Annotated in this window: 10 protein-coding genes; 3 read left to right on the top strand and 7 right to left on the bottom strand. The window is 59.1% G+C overall.

The window, feature by feature from the left end; translation table 11 throughout:
* Positions 1-499: 499 nt before the first annotated feature.
* Both Mal15_RS02955 and Mal15_RS02960 read left to right on the top strand, forming a co-directional pair.
* Positions 500-1,933, top strand: a complete 1,434-nt coding sequence (locus Mal15_RS02955; RefSeq protein WP_147866391.1) for an IS4 family transposase — start codon at positions 500-502, stop codon at positions 1,931-1,933.
* A gap of 1,074 nt (positions 1,934-3,007) precedes the next feature.
* Positions 3,008-3,805 (top strand): carbon-nitrogen hydrolase family protein, encoded by a 798-nt coding sequence (locus tag Mal15_RS02960; protein WP_147866392.1) that lies wholly within the window; start codon positions 3,008-3,010, stop codon positions 3,803-3,805.
* Between the two features lie 482 nt (positions 3,806-4,287).
* On the opposite strand, the gene Mal15_RS02965 is transcribed toward Mal15_RS02960, so the two are convergent.
* From Mal15_RS02965 to Mal15_RS02985, 5 genes are all read right to left on the bottom strand, one after another.
* Positions 4,288-5,673 carry a sulfatase gene (locus tag Mal15_RS02965; RefSeq protein WP_147866393.1) on the bottom strand — a complete coding sequence of 462 codons (1,386 nt, stop codon included), beginning with the start codon at positions 5,671-5,673 and terminating at the stop codon, positions 4,288-4,290.
* Between the two features lie 229 nt (positions 5,674-5,902).
* Positions 5,903-7,942, bottom strand: coding sequence for a putative bifunctional diguanylate cyclase/phosphodiesterase (locus tag Mal15_RS02970; RefSeq protein ID WP_147866394.1), 2,040 nt, complete (start codon positions 7,940-7,942; stop codon positions 5,903-5,905).
* A 22-nt stretch (positions 7,943-7,964) separates the two neighbouring features.
* Positions 7,965-10,154: a sensor histidine kinase gene (locus Mal15_RS02975; protein WP_147866395.1), complete on the bottom strand. Its 2,190-nt coding sequence runs from the start codon at positions 10,152-10,154 to the stop codon at positions 7,965-7,967.
* A gap of 293 nt (positions 10,155-10,447) precedes the next feature.
* Positions 10,448-12,634, bottom strand: coding sequence for a serine/threonine-protein kinase (locus Mal15_RS02980; RefSeq protein WP_147866396.1), 2,187 nt, complete (start codon positions 12,632-12,634; stop codon positions 10,448-10,450).
* Between the two features lie 129 nt (positions 12,635-12,763).
* Positions 12,764-13,402, bottom strand: coding sequence for a sigma-70 family RNA polymerase sigma factor (locus Mal15_RS02985; RefSeq protein WP_147866397.1), 639 nt, complete (start codon positions 13,400-13,402; stop codon positions 12,764-12,766).
* 145 nt (positions 13,403-13,547) lie between these two features.
* Here Mal15_RS02985 and Mal15_RS02990 point away from each other — a divergent pair, with 145 nt between their 5' ends.
* On the top strand, positions 13,548-14,399 hold the full coding sequence (locus Mal15_RS02990; protein ID WP_147866398.1) for a TlpA family protein disulfide reductase: 852 nt from the start codon (positions 13,548-13,550) through the stop codon (positions 14,397-14,399).
* Here the strand turns inward: Mal15_RS02990 and Mal15_RS02995 are convergent.
* Positions 14,354-15,205: a hypothetical protein gene (locus Mal15_RS02995; protein WP_147866399.1), complete on the bottom strand. Its 852-nt coding sequence runs from the start codon at positions 15,203-15,205 to the stop codon at positions 14,354-14,356. The genes Mal15_RS02990 and Mal15_RS02995 overlap by 46 nt on opposite strands.
* Positions 15,202-17,373 carry a vWA domain-containing protein gene (locus Mal15_RS03000; RefSeq protein ID WP_147866400.1) on the bottom strand — a complete coding sequence of 724 codons (2,172 nt, stop codon included), beginning with the start codon at positions 17,371-17,373 and terminating at the stop codon, positions 15,202-15,204. Before Mal15_RS03000 ends, Mal15_RS02995 begins: the two co-directional genes overlap by 4 nt.
* Positions 17,374-17,411: the final 38 nt, after the last annotated feature.

Here is a 17,411-nt window from a genome sequence, read left to right on the forward strand (position 1 = left end):
CCAACCACGGAATACGTGCTTTTTTCCTCGGTCGGACCACCAATAATTGATTGTTCACGCTCTCGACTGCTTGAATCGGGTTCCGAGATTAGCGTTCATTCGCTTGGATTAGCGGTTCGTGTTTTCGGCGTTTTGGCACCGCTAATGAACACCGATGAGCGCTAATGCCAGTACCCGAGCTTGCGGCCACCGGGATTTCATCAGACCTCTGTTTCCTGTTGTTCGCTCCTGAAGTCACGGTTCGACAGGTGCACGGTCGACTCGGCCGAAGTCGACAAACCCACGCCTGAGATGACGACCGTAAAGTGATTGCTGAATCCAACGGACCGGCTACCCGGGTGATGTGTCTGAGGCCCGGAGGGCCGGTAGAGTGTTTGCCGGTGGCGTCCGCCCTCGTTGTTATACACAAATTTTTGATGATGTATTGATTCGCGAAATCGCTCAAACTGTTGCTCACAGGGAGTTCAGGTGCACGACAGCTAGCAACGGAGTGTTTGCGATGGTGAGCCAATGGGTGATTGACGAATTAGAAACGGTGGATCTTGGCGACAAGAGACGAAATGAACGACTTGCCGAAGTGCTCTCCGCCATGGCTGGTTTGCCGAGCAAGAGCATTCCTGCTGCAGTCGGCGCAGGACACAACGAAACAACGGCAGCCTACCGACTTTTTGATAACGATGCGATCTGCTTTGAGGACATTTTAGCGCCCCATATAGATGCCTGCTATAAGCGTCTTGCTGAGCAAGAAGTTGTCATCTTGGCTCACGATACGACGGAACTGGATTTGACGAAACCTAACACGCAAGTAGAAGGGGCCGGTCCGCTAGATGGCAGTTCACGCTACGGCGAGTTGCTTCACCCGCTGATGGCGTTCACTCCCACCGGCACGCCCTTAGGAACCGTTGCAGCAGAACTTTGGACTCGCGAGGAAGGTCCGTCAAAAGCCGATGATCGAAAGAAAGTGCCGATTGAAGAGAAGGAGTCTCTGCGATGGCTTGAAAACCACCGCGAAGCACAGTTAATCGCTAGCGAGCACCCCGAAACGCAAGTTGTCTGCGTGGCTGACAGCGAAGCGGACATTTTTGAAGTCATCGAGTGTAATTCCGATTCTCCAAAGAACTTTTGGTGGATTATTCGCAGTTGCTATGACCGTTCGATCGTTGATCAGCACGGTCGGCCATCAGGAAATCTGCATGAAAAACTCGCCGCGAGCAAAGTACGCTACACCAAAGCGATAACGATTCGTTCGCACCAACCCAAGTTAGCCTGTGACAAACGAGCACGCAATCAACCGCGAGAGGCACGCCAATGCGAACTCGAGGTGCGTGCAACGACGCTGACACTGAAGAACCCCTATCGGCCCGATCGACACCTACGGCCCACGAAAGTCAACGCGATTTGGGCTCACGAGATCGATCCGCCTGAAGGGGATACGCCTATCAGTTGGCTGTTGCTGACCAATATGCCGATTTCGAACAAGGAAGAGATTGAGCTGGTGTTGTCTTACTACTGCATTCGCTGGTTGATCGAAGTATTCTTCCGAACTCTCAAATCAGGCACTCGCATCGAAGCAAAGCGGTTTGAAAAGATCGAACGATTCGAGCGTTGTCTCGCTGTTTCGATGATCTTGGCGTGGCGAACGTTCTACAGCGTGCGGATCGGTCGCCAATGTCCAGACGTCAGCTGTGAAGCAGTATTCGTAGCCGACGAATGGCAGCCGGTATACAAGATCGTCACCGGGAAAGATCCGCCAAAGAAACCACCGACGTTGAAGGAGATCGTCCGCATGATCGCTCGGCTTGGCGGCTACATCGACCGACCACGACATGACGAACCTGGCACCGATACGGTCATGCGCGGCATGGAACGACTCTACGACATCAGTAGTTGTTGGCGAAGCTTTGGTCCAAATGCAACCAGATCAGGGGAATGAATTGTGTATAACAACGAGGGTTGACACCACCGGCAAGCACTGTGCCAGCCCTCCGGGCTTCATTGCGCATGTACAGAAAAACGGCAGCGTCATCGAAGTGGAATGTCCCAGGGTGTTTCCAATCGAATGCATTGGCCATCAGCGAAGATGGCTCAAGCTGTCGTCGTGGCTGACCGCCCGAACTAGATGGTGCACCGCAGTCGGCGAGTTGAATTTGTTTTGAATCTAGGTCGATCGCGCCGGCGCGGTGACCACAGGCCGTTCTCCCACTAGATGAATCTCGATCGATCGGACGTGCGGGTCTGCATACGGCGGTAGAGCGTTGGTGAGCAAACTCGGCCTACCGCTCTTGCAACTCAAAACGCCTTGCGCGGTGAGCCAGGCGTTGGTCTTGGACAGATGCCAAGGACCTTGCCGGCTGCGGGCATGGCGAATCGCTTGACGTCAGGCAACAAGATGATTGATTCAGATACCTGCGGATTCCACGTCGTCCGTTGGAAATACTTCGTCAACAATTGCTGGCACTCTCTTACGACTGGCATCTCGATCTACATTGGCACGTTGATTCTCGGGTAACACATGAGAATGTTACCAATTGGGTTCGCCAGACAGTCGGACTCGGATTTGCATAGGACAAGGATGAAGAATCGGGCTTGCCGTGAATCACAACGGTGTGGCCAACATCACCAGCGGGAAAGGCGGGCTTGAAGCCGGACGCTACGATCGCGAAAATCCATGGCATCAGTGTCCGCGGAAAAAGCCTTCAGGAGTGTCTCCGCATGATGGCTGGCCGAAGCGAGGCCACGGTGCGGCTGGAAATCTTCAACGCAAATCAAGACAAAACGACGACTTGGGAAATCACGCACGAAAGATACTTGAGAGTGACTGGTGTGCCCCGAAATGAGTGAGCGAAGTTCGCCGATGGTCGGCGGGGCAGGCATACCAAAGGATTGAACCGGAGCCCTCATTCACCCGCACTGTGAAAGCACGGTCCCTCGTTCGGGCCCGGTTAACCCATGCTTTCTGCCACTGGTAACGCGGTATCCTTCTCTTATGTCTGAGCAGAACGCTTCAATGAGTACAGTCCGTATCGCGCTCGCCAACGTTCGAGCGTCCGCGACCCCGGACGAATCCGTCCTGATCGCGACAACATCGATCGCCGAGGCAGGGCGACGGGGAGCCGTCTTGGTCTGCTTTCCCGAGTGCTTCGTTCCCGGTTATCGATGGCCGGGCACCAAGTTGCCACCTCCCGATCCCGGGTTTCTGCAGCGGGCTTGGGCCGACATCGCCACTGCTGCCCGAGACGCAAATGTCTCGGTCATCTTGGGCACCGAGCGCGTGACAGAACGCGGCCTACAGATCACCGCTTGTGTTTTCGGACCGGACGGCACCGTGCTGGGTTGGCAGGACAAGGTCCAACTGGACCCTTCGGAGGAACCGACATATCCCGCGTATGGGACCGGACGCCGGGTTTTCACAACAGGCCCGTTAACCTTTGGCGTCGTGATTTGCCACGAGGGGTGGAGGTATCCGGAGACGGTGCGGTGGGCCGTGCGGCGGGGAGCGCAGGTCGTGTTTCACCCCCACGCCCACGTTGCAGAGCCTGGGAGTTACCGCCCCGTCGATTTCGCGGACCCCGCGAACACGTTCCACGAGAAGTCGCTGCTTTGCCGGGCCGCCGAAAACACGTGCTATATCGCATCCGTCAACGCCGCGAGCAGCGGGTCTGGAACCACGTCGGTCGTCGTGCGCCCGGATGGGTCTGTCCAGTGCTTTCAACCTTACGGAGTGGAGGGTTTGCTTGTGGCCGACATCGACCTCAGCGCTGCGACTGGTTTACTCGCTTCGCGATGCCGGACCTCACCGCTTTGACGGGCTCGCCGCTAGGCATTGTCCCTCAACCCGTAGCGGAAGCCGGCAAGGCTTTCGACTCGCAGCAGTCCACACGGGAAAAGCCGAAATTCTTGGCGAATTCCGCTACCACATTCGACCCTTGCCGGGTTGAGGGACAAAGCCTCGCTTTCGGCGATCGTTTCGCTTCGATGTGCCAGCATACCGTTGGCCCTTCTCGGCCGGACGTTCCATAATCGTCATGTCGAATAATTTCTTGTCATCGGGAACCGCTCTTTTGATCGGATTCGGCTACTATCGCGTTTCGTCTCGGCGACCCAATACGCGTTTTTTGGGCTACAGGTCGTTCCCTGGTTTGGTGTTCTTCTTTCACCAACAGACATACCGACCGGATGCAACGCGCGGCGATCCTTGGAATCCACCATCAACGGTGCGTTTCGCGACCGTGGGCTGTGCTGTGGCACCGCTTTGCGTTGGAGCATTGGTGGGCCATTCGCGGGCCGCTATCGGCCGGGGGCCTTTCGCTGATCGACCCGCTTCCGCAGCGCCGTGAGCACGTCGGCGAATCGGTCATCGCCGGCCAAGTTCTCTGTCTCACCGGGATCGTTGTCCATGTCGTACAGTTCCTCCGTGCCGTCACGATAGCGCATCAGGTGCCAGCGGGAGGTACGAATCGAAATTCCATTTTGGAATGAGAACGCCGCGGATTTCACGGTTGCGGTTGCGTCGGCCAGCACCGGCACCAGGCTTGTCCCCTCGGCAGCCGGCGGGACGGACGCCCCGACAAGCTCGCAGGTCGTCGGATACAGATCCACCAACTCGGCGATCGAATCGGTCTGTCCCGACGGCATTCCGGGGGCGCGAATCACCAGCGGCACACGGATCACTTCCTCGTGCAAGTTGCTTTTCTGCCAGAACCCATGTTCCCCGAGGTGGTAACCGTGGTCGCTGGTAAAGATCACTGCGGTCTGATCGCGATGCGGTGAATCGTCCAGGGCATCCAGGATGCGTCCGACTTGACGATCCATGAACGTGACACTGGCGTAGTAGGCGGCCCACATCCGTTTCTGGTTGTCGGGATACTTTCCGATCGAGTTCTTCAGGTTGTTGGTGTTGGCAATTCCGAGCTTGGGGATGTCGCTGGTGTCGTCGTGCCAGTTGGCGGGCATGTTGATGCGATCGATCGTGTAGGGATCGAAGTAATCGCTGGGGGCGACCATCGGGTAATGCGGTCGCACCAGTCCGACGGCCAGGAAGAAGGGGCGATCGTGCGGTTGTTCGAGCAACTCGATCGCTTTGCTGGCGGATTTGTAATCGGGTTGTTCACGCCCGTCGCCGTCGCCCTTGACCGAGACGAACATCCGATGCGGCATGCGGGTCGATTGGCGGTTTTCCAGATCACGCGTCACGACGTTCAAGTTCAAACACGCATACTCGCCCGGTGTGTGGGCCTCGGGGCCGGGGGAATTGAAGCGCGCGGACCAGCATTCCGGATGATCTTGGCCGTCGGTCCCGGCGATGATGTCACCGGGGACGCGCATGTGAAAGATCTTGCCGACTCGCGTGCTGCTAAGCCCGTGGCGTTGCAAATGCTGGCCGAGCGTCACGTTCTGCTTGTCTTGATAGCGGCCGAACATGAACGAAATCCGCGACGGCAGACACCACGTGCCCTGGCAATAGGCACGCCGAAAGACCATCCCCTCACGGGCCAAACGATCCAGATGGGGCGTGGCACAAACGTTGTCGCCATAGCACCCCAGCACGCTTGCTTTCAGGTCATCGGCGACGATCATCACCACATTCTTGATCTCGCCGGGAGAATCAGCCACAGCCGTGCCGGCAGTGAAGGGAATCAAAACGAAGCAAGCGAATAACAGTCGTGGGATCATGGTCTTGGGGAGAGGCAGCGGCGTGTCGTGGGACGAATCGGCGGGATCGTCATTGTAACGGCCGCGGGGTCCGCGCGTTTCGGGTAGCGGAACTCGCCAAAACTGCGTACGGGCGCGGTGACGCCGTGCCGGGAGGCCAAAAGCCTTGGCGGCTTCCGCTACGGCACGAACCCGAGCAATGAGCTGCGGTAGAACACCTGTGTCTGACCGGAACTGAACAAAGTACGATTCAGCGCGTCGGCAATTGAATGCCGCCGGTCGTTCCGGTGGTCGGACCGCCGGGCAACGCCACCGGTGCCGCGGCCAGTGACTTCAAGATTTTGATCCCGTCGCTTTCACCGGGCGTGATCAGCAAGCGTTCCAATTCGACGATGTCCAGGGGCGGTGCAAAGATGTAGCCTTGAGCAAGGTCACACCCCCAGCGTTGCAACAAGTTGACTTGTTCGGCCGACTCGACGCCCTGGCAGACGATGTTTGCCATCAGGTGGTGCGCGAGCTGGACGATCGCCTGGGTGATGATCGCGTGGCCGTGGTCACTGGTGATCGACGCGGTAAAGGTGCGATCGATTTTCACGGTTTCGATCGGGTAGTCGTGGAAACACGTCAACGACGAGTTGCCTTTGCCGAAGTCATCGATGTGAATCCCGACACCGCTCTGGTGCAGGTCCAGCATCGTTTGCAGCGAGCGTTCGTTGTGTCGCGAGTCACCGTTTTCAGACATTTCCAATTTCAGCGACCACTTGAATCGCGTACGATCGATGATCGCTTGCAGTCGGTCGATGAAGAAGGGGTCGGCGAGTTGTCGTCGCGAGATATTGACGCCCAGGTAGACCTTGGGGCGTTGGTCGTCGGAGAACGACGCCATCATCGCGCTGAATTCTCGCATCGAACGTTCGAGCACCCATTCGCCGAAGTGGTTGATCAAACCGATTTCTTCGGCGACGGGCACAAATTCGCTCGGCGGAACGTAGGTCCCGTCGGCGCCTCGCCAGCGGGACAAGACTTCCACGCCCTGGATCTGGCATGTTTTCAGGTTCACGATCGGTTGGTATCGCAATTCGAATCGTTCTTCCCGCAGGGCGACACGGAGCTGTGCTTCGAGTTCGTGCCGGGCGACGACGGCATCGTGCATGGTTTGGTCGAACACTGCGATCTGTCCCTTGCCCGAATTTTTGGCCTGGTACATCGCCGTGTCGGCGTTGCGGAGCGCCTCGTGGCCGTCGGTCAACGATTCATCGATGAACGCCACGCCGACGCTAGTGCCGACGGTGACCAGCCGGTCCCCAAGTTCAAAGGGTTCGCAGATTCGCTGGACGATACGACGGGCGACCAGCAAGGCGTCGTCGCGATGGGCCAAGCGTTCCAGCAGGACGACGAATTCGTCGCCGCCCAAACGGATGGTTTCGTCGCCGGCGCCGTCGTCTTGGGTTTCGACCGAATCGCTGCAGCGCGATGCGGTGTCATGATCGCGGACACATTCTTGAAGCCGGGCGGCGACCTGGTTCAACAGATCATCCCCGGCCTCGTGTCCCAGGCTGTCGTTGATGATTTTGAAGTTGTCCAAATCCAGGAACAGCAACGCATCGTAGGACCGCCGTCGCGGCCCTTGATTGGCCAGCACCTGTTCCAGTTTTTCGATCAGAAAGGGGCGGTTGGGAAGCGCCGTCAATGCATCACGATGCGCCATGTCACGCAGCTCTGATTCCGCTTTGCGACGGCGATTGACTTCGTTTTTCAGCAATTCCAGTTTTTCTTGTTGGCGGATCGACAACCGATACTTCTCGCTGAGGGCCAACGCCAGTTGACGCGCCTCGTCATGTTCGAAGGGTTTTCGAAGTAACAACAACCGGTCGCTGTAACCGAGGGTGCGGACGATGTCGTCCCAGGTATGGTCGCTGTACGCGGTGCAGATCACGACCTGTAAATCGGCATCGATCCGCCACAACCGCCGGATCGTGGCCAAGCCGTCCATTCCTTTGGGCATTCGCATGTCGACAAATGCGACCGAGAAACGCTCGTCCGCGTCGACCGATTTCTGGACTTCGTAGACGCCTTCCTCGCCGCTGTAGGCATGGGTGAGCGTAAACACCGGGGCACTGGTCGTCCTCGATTCGGGTTGTTCGCTGTCATCCAACAAGAATCGCGCTTCGAAATCATCCAATTCGTGTTCGCTGCGTTGCGCGGCGCGAAAGATTCTGGCAAACGTCTCGTGAATCTGTGATTGGTCATCAATGATCAGAACGCGGCGTTCCGTTTCGAAATCTGTCATTTATTCTCTCCGTGATTCCCCGTCAGTTCTTGCTGTCGGGAGATCGGTTGGCGCTATTGACCAGATCTGAATCTTGGTTGCAGTGGTCTGGATTGCCGTGATCGGGGTCGCTTTGAGACGATGGTTTATTCACCGGCACTTCGATGATGAAGGTCGCGCCCCGGTCGGGCCCGTCGCTTTCGGCATGGATCGCCCCGCCGATCCGCTTCATGGCGATCGCGCAAAAGTGCAATCCCAATCCGCTGCCGGATTGCCGCGTCGTGAAGTGCGCGTCAAAGACACGTGCCAGGGTGGCTTCGTCCATCCCGCATCCGTTGTCACGAAATCGAATCTGCACGGTCGACGCCCTGCGGACCAAATCGATCGCGAGGGTCGGCTGTCGGTTTTGGATGTGCTGCGTGGCGTTGCCGGCATTGGTGATGATGTTGATCAGGATTTGCAGCAACAGCGAGCGATCGGTCCAGATCCGCGCGTCGACGTCGCAGGTGAAATCAACCAGAACGTTGTCTTTTTCCAGCCGAGCCTGGCTGCATCGGACCGCTTCGGTAATCACGCGATTGACATCCAGGTGCACCCACTTGATCGGCTGGTTGGCATGGCGGCGCTGGTCACGGATCACTTGATGGATGTGCTGGATGTTATCGTTTAGCGTTTGCAGCAGGGCGGCCAAGTCGTCTTTGTCGTCCTCCAACGTCGCGCTCAATCGATGCAGATAATCGGGGGTCGCTTTTTGCAAGGCTTCGTCGACGTCCTCACCGCGGAGACGCTCAGCGAGTTTTTCCAGCGGTTCGATTCGCAACCCTTCCACGCGGCGCGTCGCGGTTTCGATCAGGCTGTTGACGTTTGTCAGGACGTTTCCGACGTTGTGGATCACGGTGTCGGCAACCAGGCTCATCCCGGCCGCGTGCGAGGCATCCGAGAGGCGGCGCTGGGCGTCTCCCAAACGCGTCCGCATGCGATCGAATGACTGGGCCAGTTGGCCGATCTCGTCGTGGCCGGCGACGCGGAGCACCGGTGCACTGGATTCTTCGGAAATCAATCCGATCCTCGCGATCTGCTCGGTGTGCTCGCGGATCCGTTCGATGCGTCCGATCACGATCCGTTGCAGCAGCAGCAACAGCAAAAGCAGCGAAGCACAGGCGCCACATAGTGACAGATACCGCGCAAAGGCGGTGGTGCGATTGCTGCGGCTGGTGACCTCTCGCGGCAATCGGACTTTCAATTCAGCGAGTGGGCGACCGGACGGGCTCAACAGCGGCCAATTGACACACAGCAGCGATCTGTCGGTCGGTTCAACCTCAATCGATTGCTGCAATGAAGCGTCTTCGGGAAGCGGCTGGACCGAAAACAGGACACTGGTCCGCTGCTGAAGGTCCGTCATCACCGCGTCGCCGAATCGTCGACCGACGACATAATATGGTTCGGCACCCGACGGACGCGAGTGTCCGAGGGTGCTGCGATGAATCGGAAAGGCGGCGAACAAATACAAGTGCTCGTCACTACCACGAGTCATCCCGCGCACGGTGGACAGGTCGCTGGAGTCGGCGGCCGAATTTCGCTGCGCCCCGATCCGCTGGATGATGCCTGGAAAGACAATTTGTGCCAGATCGGGCGGTGTCGGCTGTGACGGTGATGCAGTCGTCTCGGTCACGTCTTCGGAGGCGTTTCCCGTGTCGCTTTCGCGGGTTGAAAGCCAAGTCCATTCACCGCTGTGATCGAGGATCGCTGCCCACTCGACGCGTTTTCCCTGGCCGAGCAGTCCCGCTGGTAGCTCGGCGGCCAGCTGCTGCATCGATTCGCGTGCCGATGATCGGCGAAGATGGGTTTCGATTCGGATCGCATCTTGGGATGCCGTTTCGGACAGGAATTCGACTTCGGTGTTGATCGCCGACAGGACGCGATTGGTGTCCTTGAGTGCAGCGACGCGTTCCAGATTGGCAAATTCCGGCGCGATGACCTTTTGTCGGACGATTTCATCGATGCCGACGACCACGGCCAGCATCAATGCGAGAGCCAAAACCACCTTGCTGCGAAGCGATTGAGAATGTTCGCTTTCGCCTTGAATTCCCGCTGGGCGTTCGGCCGCGTCGGTCCACCCCACCGAATCATCCCGTTGATCGTTGGCCACATCGCCGGACTGATCGAGCGACTTCTTCGCTGAGAGATCCTCGGCGGTGGACGCGTCGTGTGGAGAAGGCGGTTGCGGCGACATGCGGTTTGTTCCTAGGGACCGAAGACTTAGCCAACCCTAGGTTTCGCGTTATCAAGCTGGACGCGCCTGCGCCAACGAACCCGACCGGAGGAGAATCGTGAAGACCGGTTTTGTGGAATGGAACGGTTAGCAGGCTTGCCGATCGCGTGAGGTTGTGACGATTCGGCGACGTCGCACGCACCGTCGGGGGGGCGGCCGACCGCCGTCGACGGCATGTTGATTCATTCGACCCGTGAGCGAGGGGCGCTGCGTGTCGCCGCGTTCACCCGTCGCGTGGGACCATCGACAACACGTCAACGCGATGGGGTGTCCAGCGATTCGAAATAACGTCGTGCCGCATGATGGAGATCCAGTCCCTGCCATTCGGCGGCGCGTTCTCTGGGAATCAAATCGGAAAACAACCGCGGTGGTTGGTAAAGCAACTCCAGCGTCGTCTGGACCAGGGCCGAGGGGGCGTCACGTCGGGTGACCAGGAACGCCGTGGTGCCGACGGTCGCCAAACCCTCCTCGGGAATGTCGGCATTCTGGTAATGAGATGGATCGATCGTGATCGTCCGCAAGGTCGGGTGCTGCATCGTAATGCTGATGCCTTGTGGAATGGCGACCAGTCGCCATCGCTGTTGCAACAAACCCGAAACGAGCGTGCTGCCGCGGCCGATGCAAATCAGGGCGATGTCCGGTGCGTCGGGCGATTGCAAGTTTTCCCACGCGATGACTTCGCGCGGCGTGTCATCGCCGGAAAGATTCAGCGAATCGAGGATCATGTCCGCGGTGCGACGGGATCCACTCCCGTAGGGGCCGACGGCGATTTTGCGTCCGGCGAGCATTTGCATGTTCAGCGGTTTGTCGTGCTGCACCAGATCGGGCGCGCGGACGAGCAGATGCGCGGCTTCATAAATCAGCGGGGCGATCACACACAGGTCGTCGCCGCTGATCGACGACGCCTGCATCGGTGCCAGCTGGACCTGACGATCAAGCAATCGGTTGCGATTGTCCAACGAGCCATCGGTCTCGATCACTTGCACCGCCACTCCGGCGGACTGCTGCAAACGATCGGCGATCGCCTGGGAGATCCCGGTGTAGACACCTTGTTTCAGCCCACCGGCCAACACCACCCGTTGCGGCATCGCTTCGATATGGCGGCTCCAAAGCATCGCGCCGATGACAAAAAAGAACGGCGACAGGGCCAACAGCAGCAGCATCGCGGCTTGGAATCGTCGGTGCCCCGGCGAGGTGCGAACCACCTTTCGACCGATCAGCGCGCCCACCAGGGGGACGCCGCAAACCCAGTGCCAGGTTTTCAAGAGCCGCCCGCGGGGACGCGCCAGAATGGGGCGGCCTTCCAGAAACGCGTCCAGGTCCTCGGCCAGATCGCCGGCGGTCTGATAGCGCTTGCGGGGTTCTTTCTCAAGACATTTGGCGACAATCGTTTCCAAATCGGTCGGCACGTTGCTGCGAAACGCACGCATCGTCGGCGGCGGTTCGTGAACCACCTGCATCAAGGTGTCCACCACCGTGTCGCCGACCAGGGGCGGACGACCGGTGACACAAGCGAACAGAATCGCGCCGAGAGAATACACGTCGCTTTGTCGCGTGGCACGATCACTGTGCCCACCGGCCTGTTCCGGCGCCATGTAGTTGGGCGTGCCCACCGCCGCGCCGCTGCCGGTCACACTGCTGTCGCTGCCCAGATTCTTTGCCAGACCAAAGTCGGTGATGTGAACCCGGTCCTTTTGATCGATCAAGATGTTTGCCGGCTTGATGTCGCGGTGCAGCAGATCGTTTTGATGGGCGTGCTCGAGTGCCCGTGCCACGTCGCGGACGTAGCGTGCTGCGGTGTCGATCGGCAGTTCACCGTCGTTGATCTTGCGTTGCAGATCGGTTCCTTCGATCAGCGCCATCGAAAAGAAATGGTGCCCGGCTTCGTGACCGAATTGGTACACCGGGACGATGCCGGGATGGTGCAAGCGGGCCGCCGCTTGGGCTTCGGTGTAAAACCGGCGCACATCGTTTTCACACGCCAGCATGCCGCCACGTATCATCTTGACGGCGACGGTTCGGTTGAGCATCCGCTGGGTCGCGCGATACACGACGCCCATCCCGCCGCGTCCGATCACCTCCAGCAATTCATAATCGCCCAGGGTGTAGGGCAGCGTCGGACCGGGGTCGCCCTTGGCCCGATGCGCTTCGGGCAACGTCGCCGCCGGGTCATCGCCGGAGTCGTCGGGACCGGCCACCAACACATCGACGGTGTCGGCTGCGGCGCCGCCCTGGACCACATCAGCCGAATCGGCGGCGGCCGCCCCGGTGAATCGATTGATGGCGTCCGCGGCGTCCATCAAACTCCTCAATTCCTCGGCCATCTCGGGGAATTGCGCCAAGAACTCGTCCCGCGATCCGACCGATCCTTCATCGCAAGAACGCAGGTAGGCTGCGAACGCTTCGTCGATCGGGTCGTCGGCTTCGGACGGAACGGGCATCGAAAAGATTGGTGAAAGGAGGAAGGCGTGATTCCCACCGGCCAGAGTCAAAGGCCAGATCCCCACGGTCCGGGGGCGCGCGGGCCGGTCGGCACGTGCCAAGTGTGGCGGCCTTACAGTGTCCTGGCCTTACATGTAGGGGTTGTTCTTGGGGTCAATGATGGTCCGCAATTTTTGCAGACCTCGTTTTAGCAAGCCCGCGACAGCCGTGTCGGATTTTCCCATCCGGTCGACGATTTTTGCCAACGGCAACCCTTCCATGTAGCGCAACCGAATCGCTTCGGCTTGCGTTTCGGGCAACTGGTGCAACGCTTCGAGCAACGCGATCGCCGTTTCCTCTTTGATCACGACGCCGGACGGGCTGGTCGTGCTGCCGGGTAGTTGGGCGATCCAGGGAGCGCCGCCGGAATCATTGCCTTGCTTGGCGTCCGCGTTGACTTCGCGCCGGATACTCCGCTTCTGGGTCATCACGTGACGGGTGACGGCGGTGGCCACGTTGTTTTTCAACATCCCGCGCAACCACGCGGCGAATTCGCCGGGAGAATCACCGCGAAAGGAATGCAAGTCGCGTTTTGCTTCCAAAAAAGTGATCTGCACGATGTCGAACGGATCGACGCGGCGGCGAAGTTGTTCGGACAGGTTGCGATGAGCCAACATCAACAGGTAGCCGCGGTATTGCTCGAGCAGTTGGCCGAGCGCCGCATTGTCGCCCGCTTTGGATGCGACCACTAATTCGGTCGTCGACATATCTCCATCAGTTGCGGTCATCTATCGAATTCTGGACAATGTTGGGACTCGGCGGATCGGACACAGTTTATCTGAAGAACGGTGACTCCAAACCCAGCGGATCGTGTCGCTCGCCGATTTTTTGTCGCTTCACCCGTTCCCCGTCAAACTTCGGCAGACTTCAACGATGTCCACGTGTCCCTCGGATCAAAGGCCGCTTTACCACTTGGTGCGGACGTTGCCCCGCGTTCTTGTTATCCTCTCAGCCGTCTTGGTCGTCGGCTGCGGCGGCGGGAATTCGAGCGATGCCCCCACGCCAGAACCGGCCATCGGCGGCACGGCCGACTCGACGATGACGGAAAACGCCGACGAGCCGGCCGCCCCATCGGCGTCCTCCACCCCCTCGGCGGCCCCCACCGCGGATGCCGTCGGCGGCGGAATGCAGCTTCCCGATCAAGCAATCCCGGGGGCGGACTCGACGGCGCCGGGGGGACCGACCGGGCCGGGGGCCGGAGGCATTGAAATGCCCGACCTGGATGCGCTGCCGCCGTCAGAGGATTCGGCTTCCAGCAGCGGTGAAAATGAATCCGGCGTGCAGTTGCAATTCGCCAGCTGGCAGGAGATCGAATCGCACGCCAAGTCGACCGGCAAGGTCACGGTCGTCGATCTCTGGTCGACCGTCTGCGAACCCTGCGTCAAAGAATTTCCCGGCCTGGTCCGGCTGAGCAAATCCATGCCCCGAGACGTTTCCTGCATCGGCGTGGCGGTGGACTACGACGGGCGGAAATCGCGTCCGCCGGAATACTACCAGGAAAAGGTCACCGCGTTCCTGAACGCCATGGGGGCGGGATTTGACAACTATTTGTGCAACACTCCCAGTGACGATGTGTTTGCGACCGTCGACATTCCGTCGATCCCCGCAGTCTTGATCTTTGATGCTGACGGAAAACTGGTCAAACAATTCGTCGACGCCGGTGACACGGTCGGGTTCTCCTACGAATCAGACATCATCCCATTCGTCGAAAAACTGGCGGGGTAGGGCGGCAACCGATAGACGATCACCCACGTGATCAAGATACACGCCACATGGGCGGTCAGCATCACGATCGTTAACCTGAGATCGGATCCGCCGCTCAATCCCGCACGGACCGCTCCGGCGTGCAGCAGATAGCCCATCACCGGCACCGACGCGATGACCGCTGCCATTCGTACGGCGATGACGTGAGTCCTTCGCGATAGGAAGCCGAACACCACCATCAGCGCCGCCGCTGCGAGGATCAATCCGACAACCGCCATCATCAGGTTCTCGTCGATGTCCATTGATTCGGGCGACCACCAACCACTCCGCTGCCCATAACGGATCACGGCGAACCCGATCGCCGACATCGTCGTCAGTGCGATCAGCGAACGGATCGGAAACTGTAGCGGCGGCTCCCTCGTCCCGGCGGCGTCTGCAATCGCCGCGAAATGATGCCTGACTTTCTCTCGCATCACCTCCGCACCCGCCACGCAAACGATCGTTTGAATCGCGATCGCGATGGCCCACCACGTAGCCCCCGGGTCGCCGAATCCCCATTGGGCGATCTTTGCCAGACCGTACCAAGATCCCAGCGACGCGGACAACGGCAGGGCGACACGGACGGGAATGGATCTGGCGAATAGCATCGCCATCATCGCGAGCAGCGAACCTTGACCGAGCACAATGCCCAACGCGATCACTCGCCAAATTTGATCGACGTATTGCCACTGGAACACCAATGCCCAATAGGCGACCGCATGGATCAACACGACCCCGCAAAGCAACCTTGGTTGCAGCCGTGGTCTGCGTGGCGTTGCTTCGGTCATCGTCGTCGCGTGTCGTCCATCATTCGAATCAACTCCGATTCCTCTTGCTCGACCGCGGCTTCCCACCGTGGCAATTGATCCAGCTGGGCTTGCGCCTGTGTTGCCGCGATCGCCTCGGGATAACGATCGATGATCGCTTGAAGCTGCTGTCGTTTCTGTTTAATCCCCGCGTAACGATGATTGTTGCCGACCTGCAACAACATCCGCCGCGCGTTGAGTTCTCGGCTGACGCGTTCTTTGCGCCACTGGTCAAGCAGCGGATCATTTTCGAATCCTTTCTGCAATTGCGCGTTGATCGAATCTTTGAGCTCCCGATTGTGGCTTAGCGATGCGTCGCGCGCCGCGGCCAACTGCTTCATCGTCAGATCACGCAGCGTTTGATAGGTCAACGAGCGGACGGTCGGATCGAATTCGCCCGAACTGGTCGTGCGCAACATCCGGATCGCGGCCACCAGATCGCCGCGCTGGAGCAACTGATTGCTCTGTTGGACGATCTGATCACGAATTCGATCGCATAGAGTTTGGCAGACGTCGACGGCTTTGGATTGCGGGTGCAATCGCTTGATCAACCGAAGTCTGGTAAACGCCTTTGACGGTTCGTCGTGATTCAATGTTGCCAGATGATCGGCAACACGGTCCAAGACGCTTGTCGCGGCGCGGGAACCACGCCATCGGATGATGGCGTCACAGGCGGATTCGACTTCAGCAGTGTCCGCCACCTCGTGCAAACGACGCGACAATTCCCCGGCAACCTTGTCTTGCAAAGGCGCGAGCGCGATGCGGCGGGGATCGCTGCTGACCAGTGCTTCTAAGAGTTCTAGCAATTCGCTCAATGGCGGAACGGGAGCGGCCGCGTCAGGTTCGCCGATCTTGCCGTAGGCATCCTCGAAATCGTCGACCAACAGGTCCGCGTAGGTCTGCTTCGCTTTTTCGGACACCTGGATCGATCCGATTTGATGACTCAGTTGACCTTGCCGACGCATCCTCGATTTGCTTTTCGGCTCGGCCATCAGGGCTCTCGCATCGGCGAGCAGTTCGCGCTGGGTTTTGCCGGACGAGTTGACGAAGCGATATTCGCCGCCGGTCAGTTCGGCCAATTCTTTCATGTTCTTGCAACTCCGCGGATCTTCAAACGCGATCGCATGAATCGGGATCGAGGTGCCCGACGCCTGAGCGATCGAGAGCGCGTCTCCGCCGGCTTTCAGCAATGTGCCACGCTTGCCGGATTTCGTCTCTGTAAACTCGCCGTCGGACAGCATGAACACCGCATTCGGATTCATTCGGAGCGCGGTTCGCAGGGACGAATTCGGGTTGGTTCCGCCGCCGGTGCCGATCGTCGCCAGCCAGTCTTCCAGCCGTTCCTTGTTCTCGGCGGTCGCCTGCATCATGTCCATCGACTGCACGCCGTTGAACATCGGTGTGCTGGAACTGCTGAACAGCAACACGAAGAAACGCTGGTCTTCTCGCAATTCGCGAATCGACCGCGTCAATTCATCGATCGCACGACGATAACGCACTCCGTTCATGCTGCCGGAACGATCGACGATATAAACAAAGTCTTGTCCGACCGCTTCGATGCCGAAAAACGAACCACGCGCCCCGCCGCTGACGTTGCCGACGGATTTACCGGACTTGGTTTTCATCCCGGCCAGTTTGATAACCGGGCGGGCGACGTCCAGTGATACCTCCACCGGTTTAACGATCTCCGGATCTTCTTCGACCTCCGCCAACAGCGACGAGTCCTCCGACGCGACGTCGTCGACCAGCATCATCGGGATCGGAATCTCCGGCTGCTCTTCACTGAGTGTCATCACCAAAGTTTGCGTCGTGTAGCCGCTGAAGTCCGCCGGCGCGATCAGAAAGGCGATCAGCAACACGATCGCCGCGTGGACGATGATCGAACCGACCCACGCCGATTTCTCACGACTTTCGAACTCACGACGACGTGGCGAGAGATCCAGCGGAATTGGAAACGCACGCGGACGATCCGGATCATCCGACCGCGAATCACCATCGGCTACCGGCGGAGGACCACGGTAGACGACCGAATCGGCAGCCGAACGACACGCCCCGGGAATTTGCGGGGGATAATCCAGCGGTAGCGGATCCCGCGAGTTCGAGTCCAGATCCAGTCCGTCGGTCAGCCAGCGTTTCCGAGCAGGAGCCATGTCGCGTGCCTCGATTCCGTCACCAGAACAAACAGGTC

Source organism: Stieleria maiorica (assembly GCF_008035925.1).
Classification (GTDB): Bacteria; Planctomycetota; Planctomycetia; order Pirellulales; family Pirellulaceae; genus Stieleria; species Stieleria maiorica.

Coding starts and splice junctions, on each gene's coding strand:
- Mal15_RS03000 (WP_147866400.1), bottom strand. CDS start 17,373: ATGGCTCCTGCTCGGAAACGCTGGCTGACCGACGGACTGGATCTGGAC.
- Mal15_RS02970 (WP_147866394.1), bottom strand. CDS start 7,942: ATGACAGATTTCGAAACGGAACGCCGCGTTCTGATCATTGATGACCAA.
- Mal15_RS02960 (WP_147866392.1), top strand. CDS start 3,008: ATGAGTACAGTCCGTATCGCGCTCGCCAACGTTCGAGCGTCCGCGACC.
- Mal15_RS02990 (WP_147866398.1), top strand. CDS start 13,548: ATGTCCACGTGTCCCTCGGATCAAAGGCCGCTTTACCACTTGGTGCGG.
- Mal15_RS02955 (WP_147866391.1), top strand. CDS start 500: ATGGTGAGCCAATGGGTGATTGACGAATTAGAAACGGTGGATCTTGGC.
- Mal15_RS02975 (WP_147866395.1), bottom strand. CDS start 10,154: ATGTCGCCGCAACCGCCTTCTCCACACGACGCGTCCACCGCCGAGGAT.
- Mal15_RS02985 (WP_147866397.1), bottom strand. CDS start 13,402: ATGACCGCAACTGATGGAGATATGTCGACGACCGAATTAGTGGTCGCA.
- Mal15_RS02980 (WP_147866396.1), bottom strand. CDS start 12,634: ATGCCCGTTCCGTCCGAAGCCGACGACCCGATCGACGAAGCGTTCGCA.
- Mal15_RS02965 (WP_147866393.1), bottom strand. CDS start 5,673: ATGATCCCACGACTGTTATTCGCTTGCTTCGTTTTGATTCCCTTCACT.
- Mal15_RS02995 (WP_147866399.1), bottom strand. CDS start 15,205: ATGACCGAAGCAACGCCACGCAGACCACGGCTGCAACCAAGGTTGCTT.